This window comes from Streptomyces sp. NPDC111656, from assembly GCF_055656965.1.
In genome coordinates this window covers 399,405-419,792 of sequence record NZ_JBVKCA010000001.1, presented here as the reverse complement: position 1 = coordinate 419,792, position 20,388 = coordinate 399,405, and the positions used below count along the sequence as shown (strand labels likewise).

19 protein-coding genes and 1 pseudogene are annotated in these 20,388 nt (G+C 70.2%); 8 read left to right on the top strand and 12 right to left on the bottom strand.

Annotation, left to right across the window (positions count from 1 at the left end; genetic code table 11):
- The first annotated feature begins 44 nt into the window (after positions 1-44).
- Positions 45-1,400, top strand: a complete 1,356-nt coding sequence (locus ACZ7M3_RS02005; protein WP_472059987.1) for a M20/M25/M40 family metallo-hydrolase — start codon at positions 45-47, stop codon at positions 1,398-1,400.
- A gap of 154 nt (positions 1,401-1,554) precedes the next feature.
- Here ACZ7M3_RS02005 and ACZ7M3_RS02000 read toward each other — a convergent pair whose 3' ends face one another.
- Both ACZ7M3_RS02000 and ACZ7M3_RS01995 read right to left on the bottom strand, forming a co-directional pair.
- Complete coding sequence (locus ACZ7M3_RS02000; protein WP_472059986.1) at positions 1,555-2,595, bottom strand: NUDIX hydrolase; 1,041 nt, start codon at positions 2,593-2,595, stop codon at positions 1,555-1,557.
- Positions 2,596-2,739: 144 nt separating this feature from the next.
- Positions 2,740-2,934 (bottom strand): hypothetical protein, encoded by a 195-nt coding sequence (locus tag ACZ7M3_RS01995; protein ID WP_095856190.1) that lies wholly within the window; start codon positions 2,932-2,934, stop codon positions 2,740-2,742.
- A 122-nt stretch (positions 2,935-3,056) separates the two neighbouring features.
- Between ACZ7M3_RS01995 and ACZ7M3_RS01990 the strand changes: the two genes are divergently transcribed.
- Positions 3,057-3,518 carry an excalibur calcium-binding domain-containing protein gene (locus tag ACZ7M3_RS01990; protein WP_472059985.1) on the top strand — a complete coding sequence of 154 codons (462 nt, stop codon included), beginning with the start codon at positions 3,057-3,059 and terminating at the stop codon, positions 3,516-3,518.
- 8 nt (positions 3,519-3,526) lie between these two features.
- On the opposite strand, the pseudogene ACZ7M3_RS01985 reads toward ACZ7M3_RS01990, so the two are convergent.
- From ACZ7M3_RS01985 to ACZ7M3_RS01975, 3 genes and pseudogenes are all read right to left on the bottom strand, one after another.
- A pseudogene (locus ACZ7M3_RS01985) lies at positions 3,527-3,634 on the bottom strand (carbohydrate ABC transporter permease); the annotation flags it as partial.
- A gap of 322 nt (positions 3,635-3,956) precedes the next feature.
- On the bottom strand, positions 3,957-5,078 hold the full coding sequence (locus ACZ7M3_RS01980; RefSeq protein ID WP_472059984.1) for an FAD-dependent oxidoreductase: 1,122 nt from the start codon (positions 5,076-5,078) through the stop codon (positions 3,957-3,959).
- Positions 5,079-5,421: 343 nt separating this feature from the next.
- Entirely contained in the window at positions 5,422-6,396 is a 975-nt protein-coding gene (locus tag ACZ7M3_RS01975; protein WP_472059983.1) for a Clp protease N-terminal domain-containing protein, read from the bottom strand.
- 68 nt (positions 6,397-6,464) lie between these two features.
- Between ACZ7M3_RS01975 and ACZ7M3_RS01970 the strand changes: the two genes are divergently transcribed.
- On the top strand, positions 6,465-6,824 hold the full coding sequence (locus ACZ7M3_RS01970; RefSeq protein ID WP_472059982.1) for an excisionase: 360 nt from the start codon (positions 6,465-6,467) through the stop codon (positions 6,822-6,824).
- A gap of 210 nt (positions 6,825-7,034) precedes the next feature.
- Positions 7,035-7,256 carry a hypothetical protein gene (locus ACZ7M3_RS01965; RefSeq protein ID WP_054228798.1) on the top strand — a complete coding sequence of 74 codons (222 nt, stop codon included), beginning with the start codon at positions 7,035-7,037 and terminating at the stop codon, positions 7,254-7,256.
- A gap of 67 nt (positions 7,257-7,323) precedes the next feature.
- Here the strand turns inward: ACZ7M3_RS01965 and ACZ7M3_RS01960 are convergent, their stop codons facing one another.
- The 4 genes from ACZ7M3_RS01960 to ACZ7M3_RS01945 form a co-directional block, all read right to left on the bottom strand.
- Positions 7,324-7,866, bottom strand: coding sequence for a hypothetical protein (locus ACZ7M3_RS01960; protein WP_472059981.1), 543 nt, complete (start codon positions 7,864-7,866; stop codon positions 7,324-7,326).
- 176 nt (positions 7,867-8,042) lie between these two features.
- Positions 8,043-8,972 (bottom strand): carbohydrate ABC transporter permease, encoded by a 930-nt coding sequence (locus ACZ7M3_RS01955; RefSeq protein WP_095856183.1) that lies wholly within the window; start codon positions 8,970-8,972, stop codon positions 8,043-8,045.
- Entirely contained in the window at positions 8,969-9,883 is a 915-nt protein-coding gene (locus ACZ7M3_RS01950; protein WP_472059980.1) for a carbohydrate ABC transporter permease, read from the bottom strand. Before ACZ7M3_RS01950 ends, ACZ7M3_RS01955 begins: the two co-directional genes overlap by 4 nt.
- 20 nt (positions 9,884-9,903) lie before the next feature.
- A complete protein-coding gene (locus ACZ7M3_RS01945; RefSeq protein WP_351299630.1) occupies positions 9,904-11,172 on the bottom strand; it encodes an ABC transporter substrate-binding protein in 1,269 nt (422 codons plus the stop codon).
- Positions 11,173-11,439: 267 nt separating this feature from the next.
- Here ACZ7M3_RS01945 and ACZ7M3_RS01940 point away from each other — a divergent pair, with 267 nt between their 5' ends.
- On the top strand, positions 11,440-13,470 hold the full coding sequence (locus tag ACZ7M3_RS01940) for an NPCBM/NEW2 domain-containing protein (RefSeq protein WP_472059979.1): 2,031 nt from the start codon (positions 11,440-11,442) through the stop codon (positions 13,468-13,470).
- A 353-nt stretch (positions 13,471-13,823) separates the two neighbouring features.
- Here ACZ7M3_RS01940 and ACZ7M3_RS01935 read toward each other — a convergent pair whose 3' ends face one another.
- Entirely contained in the window at positions 13,824-14,783 is a 960-nt protein-coding gene (locus tag ACZ7M3_RS01935) for an ROK family protein (protein ID WP_472059978.1), read from the bottom strand.
- A 220-nt stretch (positions 14,784-15,003) separates the two neighbouring features.
- Here ACZ7M3_RS01935 and ACZ7M3_RS01930 point away from each other — a divergent pair, with 220 nt between their 5' ends.
- Together ACZ7M3_RS01930 and ACZ7M3_RS01925 are read left to right on the top strand one after the other, a co-directional pair.
- On the top strand, positions 15,004-16,068 hold the full coding sequence (locus ACZ7M3_RS01930; protein WP_388211085.1) for a LacI family DNA-binding transcriptional regulator: 1,065 nt from the start codon (positions 15,004-15,006) through the stop codon (positions 16,066-16,068).
- A 3-nt stretch (positions 16,069-16,071) separates the two neighbouring features.
- Complete coding sequence (locus ACZ7M3_RS01925) at positions 16,072-16,818, top strand: hypothetical protein (RefSeq protein ID WP_472059977.1); 747 nt, start codon at positions 16,072-16,074, stop codon at positions 16,816-16,818.
- Positions 16,819-16,916: 98 nt separating this feature from the next.
- On the opposite strand, the gene ACZ7M3_RS01920 is transcribed toward ACZ7M3_RS01925, so the two are convergent.
- Complete coding sequence (locus tag ACZ7M3_RS01920; RefSeq protein ID WP_472059976.1) at positions 16,917-18,221, bottom strand: DUF6986 family protein; 1,305 nt, start codon at positions 18,219-18,221, stop codon at positions 16,917-16,919.
- 182 nt (positions 18,222-18,403) lie between these two features.
- Between ACZ7M3_RS01920 and ACZ7M3_RS01915 the strand changes: the two genes are divergently transcribed.
- Complete coding sequence (locus tag ACZ7M3_RS01915) at positions 18,404-19,294, top strand: endonuclease/exonuclease/phosphatase family protein (RefSeq protein WP_472059975.1); 891 nt, start codon at positions 18,404-18,406, stop codon at positions 19,292-19,294.
- 62 nt (positions 19,295-19,356) lie between these two features.
- On the opposite strand, the gene ACZ7M3_RS01910 is transcribed toward ACZ7M3_RS01915, so the two are convergent.
- Positions 19,357-20,319 (bottom strand): electron transfer flavoprotein subunit alpha/FixB family protein, encoded by a 963-nt coding sequence (locus ACZ7M3_RS01910; protein ID WP_452963280.1) that lies wholly within the window; start codon positions 20,317-20,319, stop codon positions 19,357-19,359.
- Positions 20,320-20,388 lie beyond the last annotated feature (69 nt).

The window sequence follows — 20,388 nt, the reverse complement described above, 5'->3', positions numbered from 1 at the left end:
CTTGTACACAGAAGTACAACGTCGCACCTACAAGGAGCGTGCCCATGTCGTCGAATCCGGTCGCCGAGACCGTCGCCTCGCTCATGCCCGGGGCGCAGGCGGAGCTCACCGAACTGGTGGCCTTCAGGTCGGTGGCGGACTTCGACCAGTACCCCAGGAGTGAGAGCGAGGGCGCCGCGAACTGGGTCGCCGACGCGCTGCGCGCCGAGGGTTTTCAGGACGTGGCGCTGCTCGACACCCCGGACGGCACGCAGTCGGTGTACGGCTTCCTGCCCGGGCCCGAGGGCGCCAAGACCGTGCTGCTGTACGCGCACTACGACGTGCAGCCGCCGCTGGACGAGGCTGCCTGGACGACCCCGCCGTTCGAGCTGACGGAGCGCGACGGCCGCTGGTACGGGCGCGGCGCCGCCGACTGCAAGGGCGGGTTCATCATGCACCTGCTCGCGCTGCGCGCACTGAAGGCGAACGGTGGCGTTCCGGTGGGCGTCAAGGTGATCGTCGAGGGTTCGGAGGAGCAGGGCACGGGCGGTCTTGAGCGGTACGCCGAACAGCACCCGGAGTTGCTGACCGCCGACACCATCGTCATCGGCGACGTCGGCAACTTCCGGCTGGGTCTGCCGACGGTCACCTCGACCCTGCGCGGGATGACGCTCGTTCGCGTCCAGATCGACACGCTGGAAGGCAATCTGCACTCGGGCCAGTTCGGCGGGGCGGCGCCCGACGCGCTGGGCGCGCTGATCCGCGTACTGGACTCGCTGCGCGCCGAGGACGGTTCGACGACGATCGACGGGCTGACCGGGGACGCGCGCTGGGAAGGCTTGCAGTACGAGGAGGAGGCGTTCCGCAAGGACGCCAAGGTGCTGGACGGGGTCGAGTTGATCGGCTCGGGTACGGTCGCCGACCGCATCTGGGCGCGTCCGGCCGTCACCGTGCTCGGCATCGACTGCCCGCCGGTCGTCGGCGCCACCCCGTCCGTGCAGGCGGGCGCGCGTGCGCTGGTGAGCCTGCGGGTGCCGCCGGGCGTGGACGCGGTCGAGGCGTCCAAGCTCCTGCAGGCCCATCTGGAGGCGCGCACGCCGTGGGGCGCGCGGGTGAGCACCGAGCAGATCGGCCAGGGCCAGCCGTTCCGCGCCGACACCTCCAGCCCGGCGTACACGGCGATGGCCGAGGCGATGGCGGTCGCCTACCCGGGCGAGGAGATGCAGTCCGCGGGCCAGGGCGGTTCCATCCCGCTGTGCAACACCCTCGCCTCGCTCTACCCGCACGCGGAGATCCTCCTCATCGGCCTGAGCGAGCCGCAGGCGCAGATCCACGCCGCGAACGAGAGCGTCTCCCCCGACGAGTTGGAGCGTCTGTCGGTCACGGAGGCGCTGTTCCTCCAGAAGTACGCGGCGAGCTGACCACCCGGCCGAGAGGGGCCCTCGCCACCCGGCGAGGCCTCTCTGGCTTGGCCTGGTGAACAGCCTCCGCTCCGTGCGCCGTTGACCGTCGGCGCCGGACCACCCCGTGTCTGTACGCCGTCGACGTCGGCCGAGGGGTGGCCCGGCATCGACGTCAGCCGAGCGGTATACCGGCCTCCAGGTAGAGCGCGGCGCCGCGCTCCCGCGCCCGCAGGGCCCAGCGCAGCCGCTCGTAGCGCACCGGTGGCAGCAGGTCCGCGGCCTCCCGCTCGGTCACGAAGCGCCAGGCGCGCAGTTCGGGGCCGGGGAGCAGCAGCCGGCGGGCCTCGTCGGAGTCGAGGCGGCCGCCGTCGAAGAGAAAGCGCAGACCGCCGTAGCCCGGGGGTGCGGGCGGCTCCCAGTCCACCACCAGCAGACCGGGTACGTCCTCGAGCCGTATGCCGGTCTCCTCGGCGACCTCGCGCATGCCGGCACGCGCGGGAGCCTCTCCCGGTTCGACGACGCCGCCGGGAAACTCCCAGCCCGCCTTGTAGGTGGGGTCGACGAGCAGCACCCGGTCCTCCTCGTCGAAGAGAAGAACTCCGGCGGCGACGGTCTCGGAGGTCGGTTCGGGGGTCTGCACGATGTCGCACGCCGACGCGTCACCGGTGCGTACGGCTTCGGCGACGCGCACCGCGGTGTCGTACGGGGTGAGGGCGCTGGTGTCGACGGGGTGGGCGTCGGCGGTGAGCCAGGAGGCGAGCGCCGCGCGGTAGGGCTCGATGTGGTCGTAGGACCACTGACGCACCCGTATCTCGCCGTCGGGGAGGTCCTCGGGTATCTCCCGGCCGGCTATGCGCGCCCGCAGGATCGTTTCCGCCGGGGCGAGGAGCACATGGCGTACTTCGATCCGGCGCGAGGCGAGGCCGCCGAAGATCTCGTCACGGTACTCCTGGCGCAGCAGGGTCATGGGAACCACGAGCACGCCGCCGAGCTCGGCGAGCAGGGCGGCAGCGGTGTCGACCACCAGGCGCCGCCAGATCGGCAGGTCCTGGAAGTCGCCGACTTCGGCGAGGCGTTTGGCGGGCAGCAGGTGCGCGAGCTCGCCGCCGATCACCTCGGGGTCGAAGAGCGTGCTGTTCGGGATCAGGTCGATCAGTTCCCGTGCGGTGGTGGTCTTCCCCGCACCGAACGCTCCGTTGATCCAGACGATCACGGACAGTTCCCCCTCTTCTATTGGCCCCCTGAGGCTTGCCCGCTTCACCCTGCCACGGAAACCAGCCGCAGATGAGGGAGCCGACGGCGCGGCGCCGGTGCTCCGTCCCGGGGAGCACCGGCGCCGCGTGTCCGTCCCGGCGCCTCAGCCGTCCTGGCCGAGCGCGGTGTCGTCCACGGCCAGGCTGTCGCTGCTGAGCGTGTGGTCGAGGCTGCTGAGCGTGTCCTTGACGGGCAGGTCGCCCAGGGAGTCGCCATCGACGGCGTGGGACGGGGTGATCGCCGCGACGACGAACCCGGTGGCGAGGGAGGCGATGGCGAGCATGCTGCGCTTCTTCATGCCCGGTTCAACTCCGAACGCGACAAGGAGTCACGGGTGGGTCACGCAACTCCCGCTCCTCCCCTTCGGACACATCAGCGGCACTACCGTCATCCCACTCGAATCACCTCAGGGGGGACGACATGACCAACCCGTACACGACACCACCCGCCGCATCGGCCCGCACCGGTCCGGGCTGGGCCCGCAAGCGCTACGTACTGCCCGCGCTGGCCGTGGCCCTCTTCATCGGCGTCGGCATCGGCCACAGCGGCGGGGACACCACCGAGTCCGCCGCGGCGAAGCCCGGTCCGACCACCACCGTCACCGCCACGACGACCGCGACCGCGACGCGGACGGCCACGGAAACGGTCACGGCGACGCCCGCCGCGACCGTGACCGTGCGGAGCACGAGGACCGTACGCGCGACGGTCACCGCGGGGCCCGCCGCCGCGGGCGGTGGCGGCAGCGACGACAGCGGCGGGGGCTCCGTGTACTACGAGAACTGCGCCGCGGCCCGGGCGGCGGGTGCCGCGCCCGTCCACGTGGGAGACCCCGGCTACGGCCGCCACCTCGACCGCGACGGGGACGGCGTCGGCTGCGAGTGACGCGCGGCTCAGCCCTTGGTGGACCCCCGTGCCAGGCCCGCGACGAAATGCCGTTGCAGGAGCAGGAAGACCAGGATCGTGGGGAGGGCGACGAGGACGGAGCCCGCGGCCACGACCTCGCCCGCCCGTCCCGGCTCGTACCCGCTCCCCGATCGGGCCGCTTCCTCGCGTCTTTGGTCGGGAAGGCTTCTGACAGCAGCGAGCCCCGCACCGGGCGCTGTTCCGGGCGGGGCATCAGCAACAACCCGACTGGATCGTTGGGATGTTGACGACCATGCTACGGACGGCCACTGACAACGCGGGCCGGCTGCGCCGCCGAGCCGCCGAGCCGCCGACACACAGATGATCCGCTCGGCCCGGCTCCTACGTCGCTCGTCCCTCGATGCCACGGCAACGACAGAGACGAAAGCATCAGGACGGGCCTAACGGACACCACGCCTAACGGACACCGCGTTGGAAGAACGCGAGCATTTTCCGGCCGGCGTCCGGCGACGTCAGGATTTCCTGGACGTCCGCGGACTGCCGGCCTGCAGCGCTGGTGCGTTCGAACATCTCGCGTTCGTACTCTTTGACGGCGGCGGGAAAGTCGTCCGGGTGCGCGGCCAGCGCGAGGCCGAGCAGGGCGCCGTCGAGCAGCGCCATGTTGGCGCCCTGCCCCACCGGCGGCATCAGGTGCGCGGCATCACCGAGCAGGGTGACGTCCGGCGCCGACGGCCAGGTCAGGCCGACCGGGAGAGTGGTGAGGGACCGCGGCAGGACCGTGTCGTCGCAGGCTGCGATCAGTGCGGTGAACCGTGAGTCCCAGCCGGTGAAGAGGTCGATCAGCCGCATCCGGGCGGCGGCCGGATCGCCGAACGGGACCCCACTGGTCGCGAACCAGTCCTCGGTGGTGTTGTAGAAGCCGAGGTAGACGCGTACGCGGCCGTCGCCGTTCCGCTGCGCCGACAGGGACTGTCCGTCGCCGAGCACCCAGTAGTTGCCGCGCCCCACCATCGCGGCGAGGTCGGGGTGAGTGCGGTCGATGTCGGGAATACCGAGCTCGACGACGCTTTGGCCCGTGTGCGCCGGGCGGGCGTCGGTGAGCAGCGCGCGGACCCGGGAGTCCGCGCCATCGGCGCCGACCAGCAGATCATACGTCGCACTGCTGCCGTCGGCGAAGTGCAGCAGGCCATGGTCGGCGGCTTCGAACGCGTGGCCCCAGCGCACCGCGTGTTCGGGGAGAGAGTCCAGCAGCAGGCTGCGCAGATCGGCACGGTCGACCTCAGGTCGCTCGAGCGGGGCGTCGTCGGGCGTATCCTCCTGCAGCAGCAGAGTGCCGTCCGGCTCGAGAAGCCGCAGGTCCTGGCCTTCACGACGGGCAATCGCGTGGAACTGGTCGATCAGGCCGGCCTCACGCATCGCCCGCTGCCCGGTCCCGGAGTGCAGATCAAGCATGCCGCCCTGACCGCGCGCGCCTCGCGACGATTCCCGTTCGTACACGACGGCGTCGATGCCGTTCACGTGCAGCACACGGGCCAGGGCCAGGCCGCCCAGTCCGGCTCCGACGACGGTGATGGTCATGGTTGCCTCCGATGCGCCGTATTGCCTGCTCGCGGGAGATCGACCCGTGGTGCGCGCGGGCCACCACCGGCGGGGCGCCGAACGCGACCCCGGACTCGCCGATCGCCTCGGCCGGGAACCAGGTCAGCCGGTCGGCGTCGGCCGGCTCGGCGAGGCGCGACCACCGGCGCGTACCGGCCGGCGGCGACGGCCTGCCAGGCGCCCCGCTGTGCCTCGGCGGGCGCGGCGAACGTGCCGGTGAACGACGCCACGGTCGTCGGCGAGAACGGCGTCGGCGCATCGTCGCTCACGCCCCGGTCCTCGTCTGTCCCACCGACGGGTTCCGGCCCGCTGATCAGCCGGTTCACCGGCGGAGCCGGGACGCGAGGACCGTGCGCACGACCTCGGCCACATTGCCCGCGGCGGATCCGTCCTCTCCTCCGGGTTCCGGTTCCAGCACACGCTGGATCCGCTGCAGCAGCTGGTTGGTCGACCGCCAGAGCGGGACGAACATGCCGGCCGCCGGCCCGACGCCCTGGATCGGGCCGTTGGACAGCTCGGTGACCTTCTTGGCGATCGTGACCGTTGCCGGGTCCCGCAGGATGAGGTGCACCTCGTCGTCGACCAGCCGGATTTCCATCCTGCGCGCGGCGGCCTCCTCCGGGTTCGCGTCCGTGGTCGTCTCCGGATCCAGTTCGTCGATCTTGGCGGCGACCGCGTCCGGGTCGACCCCGAGTTCGCGCAGCACCCTGGCCGCCATGCTGTTCTCCGCCCGCAGCATCGCCTCGAGCAGGTGATGGCTGCCGACCGGTGCGCCACCGGCCAGCGCGCTGGCCGCGGACACGGTGTCCTCGGTGGCAGGTGTGCCGGCCGGCCATGGGCCGGTCTCGACGTCCTGCGATCCCTCCAGTGACGCCAGCACCACGGCACGGATCTTGCTGACCGGGTTGATCCGCTCGGCGAGCACCTTCGCGCCGACGCCCTCGCCTTCCCCGGTGACCAGGGCAAGCAGGATGTGTTCCGTACCGATGTAGGTGTGGTGCAGCTGCTGCGCCTCTCGCAGGGCGAGGTCCAGCGTCTTCTTCGCGCTCGGCGCGAACGGGATGTGGCCGCTCAGCTGCTCCGTGCCGGGCTTGGCCACCGCGGCGATATCGGACTGCGCCGTCTCCTTGTCGTACCCGAGCTGGTGCAGGACTTTCGCCGCCGTGCTGTCCGGCGCGTCGAGCAACCCCAACAGGATGTGCTCCGTGCCGATGTGGTTGTGCTTGAGCAGCCTCGCCTCCTCCTGAGCCGTGACGACCACCTTGCGGGCTTCCACCGAGAACCGTTCAAATGTCATGCCTCCATGGTCGCAACCCTGTCAATACACTGTTATTGATAAGGTCACCGTGCTGAAGGGAGGGTGCGATGGAGACGCCGTCGGACTGGGAGGACCGGCTCGCGCGCTGGCAGAGCGAGCTGGAGCTGTTCGAGCAGCTGGACGAGACACCCTGGGTCACGTTGGCCAAGGCGGAAGCCGAGACCGGCGTTTCCCGCTCGGCCCTGCGGTCCTGGTACCGCAATGGCGAGATCCGGTCCCGGCTGGTGGACGGCCCGAACGGGCCGCAGCGTCTGGTCCAGCTGGACGCGGTGATCGAGCGCGCCGCCGCGTCACCGCGCATTCAGCGCAGGGCGGAACGGGAAGTCAGTCTGGAAGCCCAGGTCACCCTGCTACGGCACCGGGTCGACCAGCTTGAGCTGCGGCTGGCCGCGCTGGAGCGGAAGTGACCGACGCGAGCAGCGCGGGCGCGGAACGGTGCCTCGCCACTCGTCGCCGCTGCCGCACACTTTCCGATGGTCACTGAAGATCAACATGTCGTGTGTGCCGAGGACCTGCATCAGCCTATGAGCACCCGCGCCGTCCGGTACGCGCTGCGCGGGGCGCTCTGAGCCCGCGCTCCGGATGCGCATCCGGGCGAGCCGGGCGAGCCTGAAACCATGCCCGGAGAGCTGCACGTGATCGTGTACCCACCATCCCCGACCGACGGCAGCCGACAGGTGCGCGTCAACGGAGAACTGCTCACCGCACACTCACTGCGCGACCTGGCCGCCTTCCTCCGCTACGCCGGGCTGGAAGGGATCGACGAAGTCGATGTAGCCAACTCAAGGGTGATCGAGTGGCACGGCGGCGGGCCTGAAGCGTGGTCTCCACCGACGTGACGAGCAGCGGCGGCCCACTCCGTCCCTCGGGGCGGGCCTTGCGCATGCCGTCACGGCGTCCCGCGCCTCAACCGAGGTCGGCCGCTGCCGCCTTGTACTCGCCCGCCTGCTTCGGCGTCAGGTAGTGCGACACCCGCACCAGCGTCGTGCCCTGTACGTAGTCGTACTCCGACAGGGCCGGCATCGACTTGGTGACCGCCTGGATGTACTCGGCGCGGGCTTTGGCGTCCGAGGGGCTGGAGAAGGACTCGATGGCACCGCCGCGGTCGACGTCTCCCTTGTCGGTGCCGCTGACGTCGTCGGCGGAGATCCGGCTGTCGGAGAAGGTGACCTTCGACGTGTACTGGCTGGGGCGGCCGAGGAGGTGGTTGGGGTCGTTCTCGGCGGTGACGGTACCGCTGAGTTTCGCCGCGGTGACGGTTGCGGAGATCTTGTCGAACGCGGCGCCGGCGGTCAGCGGCTTGCTCGCGGTGTCCTGCTTCGTGGTGGAGCTGTGCTTCGCGGCGGCCGGGCTCGCAGGCGTTCCGCTGCTGTCCGCCTCGGTGTTGCTGCAGGCCGCGAGGGTGGCGACGAGGAGGGCGGCGGCCGTGATGGTGAGGTTTTTCTTCATTGCGTGATCATGGCGCCTGTGTGTGCGACATGGAACTTCTGTGTCCGAGTTGTGATGGGGCATTCGGGCGCTGACCTGGTGTTTAGCGCCCCGCTTCCCGGCGCGAACCGGACCGCATCTGCCGACTGCGGGGCGCCAGTGACTACCTGACGCCCCGTAAATCCGCGGGTCAGGACCTACCCCTTGGTGGACCCCAGTGTCAGGCCCGCGACGAAGTGTCGTTGCAGGAGCAGGAAGACCAGGATCGTGGGGAGGGCGACGAGGACGGAGCCCGCGGCCAGCAGGTTGTAGTCCGTGAAGAACTGGCCGCGGAGGTTGTTGAGGGACGACGTGATCGGGAGCTTGTCGGGGTTGGAGATGAAGATCAGGGCCCAGAGGAAGTCGTTGTAGATCCAGGTGAACTCGAGGGTCCCGAGGGCCGCGAGGGCCGGGCGGCACAGCGGGAGGGTGATGCGCCAGAACTGGGTCCACACGCCCGCGCCGTCGACGATGGCGGCCTCGAGGATCTCCTGCGGCAGCGTCCGCATGAAATTGGCCAGCACGAAGACGCAGAAGCCCATCTGGAAGCCGATGTTGACGATGATGACGGCCCAGTAGGAGTCGTACATCGTCAGCGAGTCGGACATCCACCACGGCAGCGGGATCCTGTTGAACAGGACGTACAGCGGGGTGACGATGACCTGCTGGGGCAGCAGGTTGCCCGCGGTGAAGAACATCAGCAGGACGAGGCCCCCGCGCAGCTTCAGCCGGGACACGGCGAAGGCGACGAACGAGGCGAGGAAGAGGGTCACGAGGACGGCGGGCACGGCGATGAGCAGGGTGTTGGTGAAGTACTTGCCCATGCCGGATTCGCTGTAGGCGCGGCGGTAGTACTCGAAGGACAGGTGCTTCGGGAAGGAGAAGTAGCCGTTCTGCGCCGTCTCCTCGTACGGGCGCAGCGAGGCGTAGACGGCGAGCAGGAGCGGCGCGAGGAAGGCGAGCGAGACACCCATCAGGAAGATGTGGACGCCGAAGCGGCCGGGGCGCGGCCGGCGGCGGGGAGCGGGCGTCGGCTCCGGAGCGGGCGCCGGGCGCACAGGAGCGCCGGTGCGGATGTCGGCGGTCATCGTTCGCGCGCACCTCGCAGCTCTTGGACCAGGAACGTCACGATGAACCCCAGGGAGACGGTGAGCAGGACGACCGCGATGGCGGAGCCGAATCCGATGCGGCTGGCTTCCCCGATGATGTTGTCGGTGATCAGGACGGAGAGCAGTTCCAGGCCGTTGCGGCCCTTGTTGACCGCGTAGACGATGTCGAACGCGCGCAGCGCCTCGATGACGGTGATGACGCCGACGATCACGTTGACCGGGCGCAGGGTCGGGAAGACGACGCGGAAGAAGGTCTGGCGGGCGTTGGCCCCGTCGATCGCGGCGGCTTCCTTCAGCTGCGGGTCGACGGACTTGAGTCCGGCGAGGTAGAGGATCATGACGTAACCCGTGTGCCGCCAGCTCGCCGCGATCATCATCATCCAGATGTTGAGGTGCGCGTCGCCTAGCCAGTCGATCGGGTTCTCGTGGTTGTTGAGGATCGTGTTGACCACGCCCTGGTCGGTACCGAGGATCAGTTGGGCGATGAAGCCGACGATGGCGAGCGAGAGCACGACCGGCAGGTAGATCACGGACTGGTAGAAGCGGCTGAAGCGTACTCCGCGGTCGATGAGCACCGCGAGGAACAGTCCGAACGGCGTGGCGATCAGGCCGAGGAAGAGCAGCCACAGGACGTTGTGGCGGACGGCGGGCCAGAACGCCGGGTAGTTCTCGAACACGTTCTTGTAGTTGTCGCCGCCCACCCAGTGGATGTCGCCGACGCCGTCCCAGGAGGTGAAGGAGAGCCCGATGGAGGCGAGGGTCGGGCCCCAGATGATGACGATGTCGAGCAGGACGGGTATGCCGAGGAGCACGCCGAGGACGACGGTGTCGCGGCGGGTGAACCGCCGCAGCCGCCGTCGTCCGGCGCGCCGTGGGATGTTGAGCGCCACGGAACGTCTTCCCCCAGTGATCAGCCGACGGGCGACGAGAAGATGGTCTTCTTCTGTCGTTCGATGCTGTTGCAGAGACCGTCGACGTCCTTCGGGTTGCCGATGAAGTCCTGGATCGCCTTGATCATCACGGTCGAGGCGAAGTCCGGACGGGTGTCGCGGTCCATGAACTGCGAGATCTGCTTGGCGCCCGAGACGAGCTGGGCCGACTTCTTCTGCAGGGCGCTGTACTTGGTGGTGTCGGCGCCGTCGTTGACGGCCACGTTGTTGGGGTCGAGGGCGAGGTAGGTGTTCTCGGCGGTGGGGGTGCCCAGCCAGGTCAGGAGAGCCTTGGCACCGTCGAGGTTCTTCGACTTCTTGGCGACCAGGAAGCCGTCGATGGGTGCTTCCACGGCGTCCTGCGCGTACTGCGGGTCGATCTCGGGGAAGGCGAAGAAGTCGATGTCGTCGCGTTCGTTCTCGGGGAACTGGGTGCCGGGGTGCGGCATTCCGAAGACCGCCATGCCCGTCTTGCGCTGCTGCAGGCTCTGCCCGGCCTCCTCCCAGGTCCGGCCGAGGGCGCCCTTCTGGTAGTAGGGCATGACCTCGCGCCAGGTGTCGAAGACGTTCTTCACCTTGGTGTCGGTCCATGCCTCCGTGCCGGCCATCAGGGACTTGTGGAAGTCGTACCCGTTCAGGCGCATGTTGATGTAGTCGAAGGTGCCCATCGCGGGCCAGCCGTCCTTGTCACAGAAGGCGACGGGCGTCCCGTCCTTCGACATCCGCTTGGCCAGCGCGATGAAGTCGTCCCAGGTCTTGGGCTGTTGGTAGCCCTTGGCCTGGAAGAGGCTCTTGCGGTGGAAAACGGCCCACGGATAGTAGTAGTACGGCACGAAGTACTGCTTGCCGGAGTGGGTGGACTGTTCCTTCAGGGCGTCGGAGAAGCCGGTGAAGCCGCTCCACACGTCGCTGATCTCGTGCAGGAGCCCCTTCTCCGCGAAGTACTGCATGCGATACCCCGCGAACCACATGAAGACGTCGTCGGGCGTGCCCTGGAGATAGCGGTTGATGTTCTCCTGGAAGTCGTTGTGGTCCTTGGTGTTGACCTTGACCTTCTTGCCGGACTTCTTCTCGTACGCCGAGAAGGCCGCCGCGTACGCCTTCTTGGGGACCGGGTCCGAGGCGTTGGACCCCACGGTGACTTCGTTCTTGTTTCCGCCGGGTCCGTCGCCACAGGCGGACAGCAGGGCGGGGAGCGTGAGCGCGCCGGCGCCGAGGGCCGCACCACGCAAGAGATTTCGCCGGGACATCCGATGACCTGAGGTGCCTTCGGGCACGACAATCCCCTTCAACGATGACTGTGCCATGTCCCCCTCCTCGGGGTGCCACCCAACACAACCGAACGCGAGGCTTGGATCTCACTCCCATGTCGGAGTGTCGTCAAGGGTTCGGACGAGATATCGAACAACCGTTACCACTTCTCTTCCAACAGAGTTGGACAGGTCCTACCGTAAGCGCGCACCCTTGTCGCGGACATGCAGTCATCCTATCTTTCGCGAGTTCGGAGGAACGTAACGATGCGTCACCTTCCCACCCGCACAACCCGCCGAAGAGTGGTCGGAGCACTCGCGACGGCCCTGTTGTGTACGACCGGCCTGACCGCCCCGGAGGCCCTGGCCGCCCCCGGCCCCACCGAAACCCCCGCGGCCCCCGCCCTGGCCGACGGCCTCGCGCTCACCCCTCCGATGGGTTTCAACAACTGGAACTCCACTCACTGCCGGGCCGAGTTCAACGAGACCATGGTCAAGGGGATCGCGGATCTCTTCGTGGAGAAGGGGCTCAAAGACGCCGGGTACCAGTACGTCAATCTGGACGACTGCTGGGCCCTGCCGTCCCGGAACGCCGACGGCAAGCTGGTACCCGACCCGGCGCGCTTCCCGAACGGGATCAAGGCGGTCGCCGACTACGTGCACGCCAAGGGGCTCAAGCTCGGCATCTACACCAGCGCGGGCACGAAGACGTGCGACAGCGTCGGGTTCCCGGGCGCTCTCGGCCACGAGTACAGCGACGCCCGGCAGTTCGCGGACTGGGGCGTCGACTACCTCAAGTACGACAACTGCAACAACCAGGGCGTGGACGCCAAGCAGCGCTACACGACCATGCGGGACGCGCTGAAGGCGACCGGGCGGCCCATCGTCTACAGCCTCTGCGAATGGGGCGAGAACAAGCCCTGGGAGTGGGCCTCGGACGTCGGACATCTGTGGCGCACGACCGGTGACATCAGCGACAACTGGGGCTCGATGTTGTCGATCCTCAAGCAGAACCTGCCCCTAGCCCCGCACGCGGGTCCCGGTCACTGGAACGACCCGGACATGCTGGAGGTCGGCAACGGCGGCATGACCGACACCGAGTACCGCTCGCACTTCTCGATGTGGTCGGTCATGGCGGCTCCGCTGCTCATCGGTTCGGACCTGCGCAAGGCGTCGGCCGCCACCTTCGACATCCTCGACAACAAGGAAGTCATCGCGGTCGACCAGGACCCCCTGGGCAAGCAGGGCACCGTGCTCTCCTCCGAGGGCGGACGCTGGGTCGTCGCCAAGGAGATGAAGGACGGCAGCCGGACGGTGGCGCTGTTCAACGAGACCGGCAGCGCCCAGCACATCGCCACGACCACGGCGTCCGTGGGGCTGCCGGCCGCCCACGGCTACACCCTGCGCGACCTGTGGCAGCACCGGAGCTACAACACCGCGGGCGCCATCTCCGCGACCGTCCCCGCGCACGGCACGGTCCTCTTCCGCGTCTCGGCCGACCGCCACTGGGCCAAGAACCCGCCCGCCGTCGAACTCGGCCTGGACGGAAGCCCGTTGGCGGAGGCGGGCAAGCCGGTCTCCCTGACGTCGGCGGTGACCGACCTCGGCCGTACGCCCGCGCGGCGCGTCTCGGTGGCGCTGAGCGGCCCGACGGGCTGGAAGGTCGCGTCCGCCTCACCGACCACCGCGGGCACGGTACGCACGGGACACTCCCTGCGTACGAAGTGGCGGGTCACCGCGCCCGAGGGCACGGCCGCGGGATCGTACGACCTGACGCTCAGGGCCACGTACCGCTCGCCGACCGGCATACGCACCGAGAGCGTGCTCCCGCTCACGGTGTCGGTCGTCGTGGCTCCCCCTTCGGGCGTCTCCTACCTCGGCGACCTGCCATGGCTGTCGACGACCAATGGCTTCGGCCCGGTTGAGCGCAACACCAGCAACGGGGAGAGCGCCGCGGGCGACGGTCATCCGATCACTCTCGGCGGAGTCGTCTACGCCAAGGGACTCGGCGCGCACGCCCCGAGCGCCATCGAGTACTACACCGGCAAGCGGTGCCGGACCGTCACCGCGGATGTCGGCGTCGACGACGAGAAGGGCGCCAAGGGCACCGTCGCGTTCGAGATCTGGGCGGACGGCGCGTTGGTCGCCTCGACCGGAGTCCTCACCAACGCCATGCCGGCCCAGCCGGTCTCGGCCGACGTGACCGGCGCCCAGGTCGTCCGCCTCGTCGTCACCGACGGCGGCGACGGCGTCGACTCGGACCACGCGGACTGGGCGGACGCCCGCCTGACCTGCTGATCGGTGCGCCGAGCCGGGGGGAGGCCTCCGGCTCGGCAGCGGGCGGAAACCCGGCCGATCGGCCCCTTGTCGGTCGTCGGCACGACCGGGGCCGGGCCGACCGCGCCGGAGGACTTGGCCCAAGCAGGCTCCCCACAAGGGGCATCGGCCCTGGACCGCAGCCCGGTCGCGGCTCGAGCCACGACCGGGCTGCACTCACTCCCGGCGGATCACCCGCACCTCCGGTCGGCACCCCGGCCCGGACGCGCGAACCGCGGCGCGCGCCCGCTCAGGCGACCCGGGTCGGGCCATCGGCCCCCGACCCGGTGGGCCAACCCAGTCACCGGCCGATCAGCCACGGCTCGGGGCGGCGCTCAGCCCGCGACCCGCTCCGCGGTCGCGCTCGGCTGCCTGCTGAGCGCGGCCGCCGCCGCGCCGACAAGACCGGCGTCCGTGCCCATCAGTGCGGGTGCCACGGTCAGCCGCTGCACGAAGGACAGGGTGGCGTAGTCGGCCAGCGCCTTGCGGAGCGGCTCGAAGAGCACGTCCCCGGCCTTGCCCACTCCCCCGCCGATGACGGCGATGTCGATCTCGACGAGGGTCGCGGTCGCCGCGATGCCCGCCGCCAGCGCCTTCGCCGCGCGTTCGAACGAGGCCACCGCCACCGGGTCGCCCTCGCGCGCGGCGGCGGCCACCGCGGCGGCCGAGGTGTCACCGTCGGGCCCCGGCCGCCAGCCGCCCTCCAGCGCCCGCCGCGCGATGTTCGGACCGCTCGCGATGCGCTCCACGCAGCCGCGCGAACCGCACGGGCAGCGGTCACCGTCGAGGTCCACGCTGATGTGCCCGATGTGGCCCGCGTTGCCCGTGGGACCGGGGTGGAGCTGACCGTTCAGGACCAGCCCGCCCCCGACACCCGTCGAGACCACCATGCACAGGGCGTTGTCATGGCCGCGCGCCGCACCCTGCCAGTGCTCGGCGGCCGTGATGGCCACCCCGTCGCCGATCAGCTCGACCGGCAGGTCCCCGGTCGCCGCGCGGACCCGCTCGACGAGCGGGTAGTCGCGCCAGCCCGCCACGTTCACCGGACTCACCGTGCCCGCGGAGGCGTCCACCGGCCCCGCACTGCCGATGCCGACGGCCCCCGCCCGGCTCCACAGCGGTGACCCGGTCAGCTCGCCGAGCACCTCCTCGACGGCCCCCATCACGGTGTCGCCGTCCTCCTGCGCGGGCGTCGCGCGCTGCGCGCGCAGAAGAATGCGGCCGCGGCCGTCCACCAGCGCTCCGGCGATCTTGGTGCCGCCGATGTCGAGCGCGGCCACGAGGTCGGTGTGCATCAGTGTCAGTTCTCCCGGTGAACCTGGTGAAAGGGGCAGACCGGTCGCGATGGGGGGCGCGGGCCGGAGAATGCGGTGGACAGTGTCTCCCGCATCTGACAACGTTGTCCAGGCTCTATGCTCGACGCCACATCCTCATACAACCCCATGGACCGACGCACCCCCGTGGACAACAAGGACCCGTGGCCCGACAGGGACCGCCGCGTGGACGACGGGAACCGTGGACGACAGGACAGGACAGCGCATCGTGGCAGAGACCGCCCGCCGATCCGAGAACCGCTACGGCAACCGTCCGACCATGAAGGACGTGGCGGCACGAGCCGGGGTGGGCCTCAAGACGGTCTCGCGGGTCGTCAACGGTGAGCCCGGAGTCACTCCGGACACCGAGCGCCGCGTCCAGGAGGCCATCGACGCGCTGGGCTTCCGCCGCAACGACAGCGCCCGGGTGCTGCGCAAGGGCCGGACCGCAAGCATCGGCCTCGTCCTGGAGGACCTCGCCGACCCCTTCTACGGCCCCCTCAGCCGCGCGGTCGAGGAGGTGGCCCGCGCCCACGGCGCGCTGCTCATCAACGGCTCCAGCGCCGAGGACCCCGACCGCGAACAGGAACTGGTTCTCGCCCTGTGCGCACGCCGCGTGGACGGGCTCGTGATCATCCCGGCCGGTGACGACCACCGCTATCTGGAGCCCGAGATCAAGGCGGGCGTCGCCACGGTGTTCGTGGACCGCCCGGCGGGACAGATCGACGCCGACGTGGTGCTGTCCGACAGCTTCGGCGGGGCCCGCGACGGCGTCGCCCACCTGATCGCCCACGGCCACCGCCGGATCGGCTTCATCGGCGACATGCCGCGTATCCACACCGCCGCCGAGCGGCTGCGCGGCTATCGGGCGGCCATGGAGGAGGCGGGCATACCTGTCGAGGACGACTGGATGTCCCTGGGCGTCACCGACCCGCAGCGGGTGCGGAAGGCGGCCGAGGACATGCTGTCCGGCCCCTCCCCCGTGACCGCGGTCTTCGCCGGCAACAACCGCGTCACCGTCACGGTCGTCCGTGTCATCGCCGAGCGCGGCCGGCCCGTCGCCCTCGTCGGCTTCGACGACATCGAGCTCGCCGACCTCCTCGAGCCCGGCGTCACCGTCGTCGCCCAGGACGCCGCCACTCTCGGCCGTACCGCCGCCGAACGCCTCTTCCGCCAGTTGGAGGGCACCCTCATCACCCCGGAGCGCATCGAACTCCCGACCCGTCTGATCACCCGCGGCTCAGGCGAACTGCCGCCCGCGGACTGAGCCGTGGCCGAGCCGGACCCGCGCACTCTCGAAGCGCTAGGCCTCGCCGAGGCGCCCCTCGAGCACCCGCTGAGCTACCCGGGCGCCCGGCCCGAGGAGTCCGTACTCCTCGACGGGGACCGGCTGTTGCCGCTCACGCGCAGGGTGTACGAGGACCGCGTCCCGGTCCTCGCGGTCGGCTCCAACGCCTGCCCGGCCCAACTCCGGCACAAGATGGCGCAGTCCGGGGTGTCGGGCACGATCCCTATGGTGAAGACGCGGGTCTTCGGCCTCGGGGTCGGCGTCTCGGCCCATGTGAGTCCGATGGGGTACGTGTCCGCGTCGCCGTTCCACGCGCCGCGCGCCGTCGACGAGTTGTTCCTCACGTGGCTGGACGCGGCGCAACTCGCGGTGGTGGACGCGAGTGAGGGCGTCACGGTGGCCGAGGGGGCGTACGGCCGGGCGTGGCTGTCCGCCTCCGACGTGCGGGTCGAGCTGGACTCGGGTGAGCTCCTGCCGGGTGCCCATGTGTATGTCAACCGCCGCGGAGTGCTCCACAACGGCTCCGGATCACCTCGCCCGCATCCCGGCGAGCGCCCGCTGCTCGCCTCGCTGCTCGCCGGGTCGGCGCGGCTGCGGGAGTTGTTCGGGGAGACGCCGGAGGAGTTCTGCGCGCGGGCGCGTGGCGACGGCGCGCTCTGCGCTCGGGGGACCCGGCTGTTCGCCTCCGAGGGCCTCGCCATGGCTTCGGGGCTCGAGAGATACGCGTAGAGGGTCCGTCGTCACAGTGCGGGCCGTGTGTGGCTGGTCGCGCCCACGCGGCTGAGCCGCACAGTGTCACAGCCTCGCGCCCCTGAAAGCAGGGAGCTTCACTTCCCCGAGATGGTCAGATCGCCGCGCCTCGGCACCGCGAAACCCTCCAGGTCGGCCCTCGTCAGGCCCGTCACCCTCGCCACCTCCGCGATGTCGAGGGCACCGCAGTCCAGGCCGCGCAGGAGGTAGCCGCTGAGGGCCTTGGCGGTGGCGGGTTCGTCCATGACGTCGCCGTCGGTGTGGTTGGCGTAGCGGGAGAGGCGGGCGGCCGCCTGTTCGAAGCCCTCGCGGTAGAAGGCGAAGACCGCGGCGTAGCGGGTCGGGATGTGGCCGGGGTGCATGTCCCAGCCCTGGTAGTAGGCGCGGGCCAGGGCGCGGCGGGTGAGGCCGTAGTGGAGGCGCCAGGCGTCGTGGACCTTCTCGGTGGGGCCGATCGGCAGCACGTTGGTGGAGCCGTCCGAGACGCGTACTCCGGTGCCGGCGGCCGCGACCTGCATGATCGCCTTGGCGTGGTCGGCGGCCGGATGGTCGCTGGCCTGGTAGGCGGCGCTGACGCCGAGGCAGGCGCTGTAGTCGAAGGTGCCGTAGTGCAGACCGGTGGCGCGGCCCTCGGCGGCCTGGATCATCCGGGCGACGGTCGCGGTGCCGTCGGTCGCGAGGATGGACTGGCTGGTCTCGATCTGGATCTCGAAGCCGATACGGCCGGGCTCCAGGCCGCGCGCCTTCTCGAACTCCTCCAGGAGCCGGACCATCGCCGTGACCTGCTCGGCGTACGTCACCTTGGGCAGCGTCAGCACGAGCCCCGCGGGCAGGCCTCCCGACTCCATCAGGCCCGTCAGGAAGACGTCGAGCGTGCGGATGCCCCGGTCTCGTACCGGCGCCTCCATGCACTTCATGCGGATGCCCATGTACGGGGCCGCCGTGCCGTTCTCGTGCGCCTCGGCGATCAGGCGGGCCGCGCGGGCCGCCGCCTCGTCCTCCTCGGCGTCCGGGCGCGGGCCGTAGCCGTCCTCGAAGTCGACCCGCAGGTCCTCGATGGGCTCGCGCTCCAGCTTGGCGCGTACGCGGTCGTAGACGGGTTCGGCGAGGTCGTCGGTGAGGCCGAGGACGGCGGCGAAGGACGCCGCGTCGGGGGCGTGCTCGTCGAGGGCGGCGAGGGCCCGGTCGCCCCAGGAGCGGATGGTGTCGGCGGCGAACACGTCGCCGGGGACGTACACCGTGTGGACGGGCTGCCGGGTGCCGGGGTCTCCGGGGTAACGCCGCGCCAGTTCGGTGTCGACCGGGGCGAGGGAGGCGCTGATCTCCTCGCTGACGGCGCCCGCGAGGCTCGTCGCCACGTTCTCCTGCTGGCCCTGACCCATCCCACACCCTCCAGTTTTCCGCTCCACGGAATCAACAATCCGTTGAACGAAGTTATCCATGGCTCTTCCCGATGGTCAACACCTGTCCACGGCATGGTCCGTCATGTGCTCTCCTGCCCCACGCCTTCTTTCGCGTCGCGGGGCACACCCCTCATGCTGGCCCCGAGGGGAGGGGATCACCTATGTCGAACACCCTCAGAGTGACGCGACGCATGGGTCTGCGGACGGTGGTGGCCGCCGCGGTCGCCATACCCCTGCTCACCACGGTGTCCGCCTCCGCCAGCCGGCGCGGCGGCCACCGCCTGGAGGTCATGACGTTCAACCTGCGCTTCGCGAGCACCGCCGAGCCCAACAGCTGGGCCGTGCGCCGCCCGGTGATGCGCGAGCTGTTGCGCCGGGAGGCGCCCCACGTCATCGGCACCCAGGAGGGCATCTACCAGCAACTGCGAGACATCGATTCCGACCTCGGACCGCACTACGACTGGATCGGCACGGGCCGCGTGGGCGGCAGCCACGACGAGGCGGTGGCGATCTTCTTCGACACCCGTCGGCTGGCACCGGTCGAGCACGACAGCTTCTGGCTCTCCGACACCCCCGAGCTGATCGGCTCGAACACCTGGGGCGCCGCCTTCCCGCGCATCGTCACCTGGGTCCGCTTCCGCGACCTGCGGGACGCACGGGAGTTCTATGTGCTCAACACCCATCTGGACCACGCGAGTCAGTACGCACGCATGCGTGCCGCGCGTCTGATCTCCGAACGCATCGCGCGCTTCGACCGGGCTCTGCCGCTCGTCGTGACCGGCGACTTCAATGCCGTCGCCCACCAGAACCCGGTGTACGAAGCGATGCTGGGCGCCGGGCTCGTCGACACCTGGGACACGGCGGCCGAGCGCGGCACGCTCTACGGGACCTTCCACGGCTACCAGCCGCTGACGCCGGACGGCGACCGTATCGACTGGATCCTGGTGGGACCCGAGGTGACCGTGCACCGAGCGGCCGTCAACACCTTCTCGGTGGACGGGCAGTTCCCGAGCGACCATCTGCCCGTGCAGACCTGGCTGAGCCTGGCATGAGCGAGGCCCCCGTGACCGCGCGGGCGGTCACGGGGGCCTCGTACGGCCGGAGCCGGACTCGATCAGCCCTTGCGGGTCTTGATCTCCTCGGTGAGCTGCGGGACGACCTCGAAGAGGTCGCCGACCACGCCGTAGTCGACCAGGTCGAAGATGGGCGCCTCGGCGTCCTTGTTGATCGCCACGATCGTCTTCGACGTCTGCATACCGGCACGGTGCTGGATCGCGCCGGAGATGCCGGAGGCGATGTACAGCTGCGGCGAGACGGACTTGCCGGTCTGGCCGACCTGGTTGGTGTGCGGGTACCAGCCGGCGTCCACCGCGGCACGCGAGGCACCCACGGCCGCGCCGAGCGAGTCGGCGAGGTTCTCGATGATCGAGAAGTTCTCGGCGCCGTTGACACCACGGCCGCCGGAGACCACGATCGCGGCTTCGGTCAGCTCGGGGCGGCCCGTCGACTCGCGCGGGGTACGCGCGGTGACCTTGGTGCCGGTGGCCTTCTCGGAGAAGGAGACCGCGAGGGCCTCGACGGCGCCCGCGGCCGGGGCGGCCTCCACGGCGGCCGAGTTCGGCTTGACCGTGATGACCGGGGTGCCCTTGGCGACACGGGACTTGGTGGTGAAGGAGGCGGCGAACGCGGACTGCGTGGCCACCGGGCCCTCGTCGCCGGCCTCCAGGTCGGTCGCGTCCGTGATGATGCCGGAGCCGATGCGGACCGCGAGGCGCGCCGCGATCTCCTTGCCCTCGGCGGAGGACGGGACGAGCACGGCGGCCGGGGACACAGCCTCGTACGCGGCCTGGAGCGCGTCCACCTTCGGGACGACCAGGTAGTCGGCGTACTCGGCGGCGTCGTGCGTGAGGACCTTGACCGCGCCGTGCTCGGCGAGCGCGGCGGCGGTGGCCTCGGCGCCGGAGCCGAGGGCGACGGCGACGGGCTCACCGATGCGGCGGGCCAGCGTCAGCAGCTCCAGGGTGGGCTTGCGGACGGCGCCGTCCACGTGGTCGACGTAGACGAGAACTTCAGCCATGGGACTTCTTCTCTCCTGCTTACGAAAGATGAGGGGCGGTCAGCGAGTGGAGGTTCAGCGAGCCTCGAA

Bases quoted from the DNA above. Each gene is read 5' to 3' on its own strand.
- ACZ7M3_RS01955 (WP_095856183.1), bottom strand. From the start codon at position 8,972: ATGACCGCCGACATCCGCACCGGCGCTCCTGTGCGCCCGGCGCCCGCT.
- ACZ7M3_RS01995 (WP_095856190.1), bottom strand. From the start codon at position 2,934: ATGAAGAAGCGCAGCATGCTCGCCATCGCCTCCCTCGCCACCGGGTTC.
- ACZ7M3_RS01945 (WP_351299630.1), bottom strand. From the start codon at position 11,172: ATGTCCCGGCGAAATCTCTTGCGTGGTGCGGCCCTCGGCGCCGGCGCG.
- ACZ7M3_RS01920 (WP_472059976.1), bottom strand. From the start codon at position 18,221: ATGGGTCAGGGCCAGCAGGAGAACGTGGCGACGAGCCTCGCGGGCGCC.
- ACZ7M3_RS01965 (WP_054228798.1), top strand. From the start codon at position 7,035: ATGCCCGGAGAGCTGCACGTGATCGTGTACCCACCATCCCCGACCGAC.
- ACZ7M3_RS02005 (WP_472059987.1), top strand. From the start codon at position 45: ATGTCGTCGAATCCGGTCGCCGAGACCGTCGCCTCGCTCATGCCCGGG.
- ACZ7M3_RS01970 (WP_472059982.1), top strand. From the start codon at position 6,465: ATGGAGACGCCGTCGGACTGGGAGGACCGGCTCGCGCGCTGGCAGAGC.
- ACZ7M3_RS01940 (WP_472059979.1), top strand. From the start codon at position 11,440: ATGCGTCACCTTCCCACCCGCACAACCCGCCGAAGAGTGGTCGGAGCA.
- ACZ7M3_RS01935 (WP_472059978.1), bottom strand. From the start codon at position 14,783: ATGCACACCGACCTCGTGGCCGCGCTCGACATCGGCGGCACCAAGATC.
- ACZ7M3_RS01990 (WP_472059985.1), top strand. From the start codon at position 3,057: ATGACCAACCCGTACACGACACCACCCGCCGCATCGGCCCGCACCGGT.
- ACZ7M3_RS01975 (WP_472059983.1), bottom strand. From the start codon at position 6,396: ATGACATTTGAACGGTTCTCGGTGGAAGCCCGCAAGGTGGTCGTCACG.
- ACZ7M3_RS01980 (WP_472059984.1), bottom strand. From the start codon at position 5,078: ATGACCATCACCGTCGTCGGAGCCGGACTGGGCGGCCTGGCCCTGGCC.
- ACZ7M3_RS01915 (WP_472059975.1), top strand. From the start codon at position 18,404: ATGTCGAACACCCTCAGAGTGACGCGACGCATGGGTCTGCGGACGGTG.
- ACZ7M3_RS01960 (WP_472059981.1), bottom strand. From the start codon at position 7,866: ATGAAGAAAAACCTCACCATCACGGCCGCCGCCCTCCTCGTCGCCACC.
- ACZ7M3_RS01910 (WP_452963280.1), bottom strand. From the start codon at position 20,319: ATGGCTGAAGTTCTCGTCTACGTCGACCACGTGGACGGCGCCGTCCGC.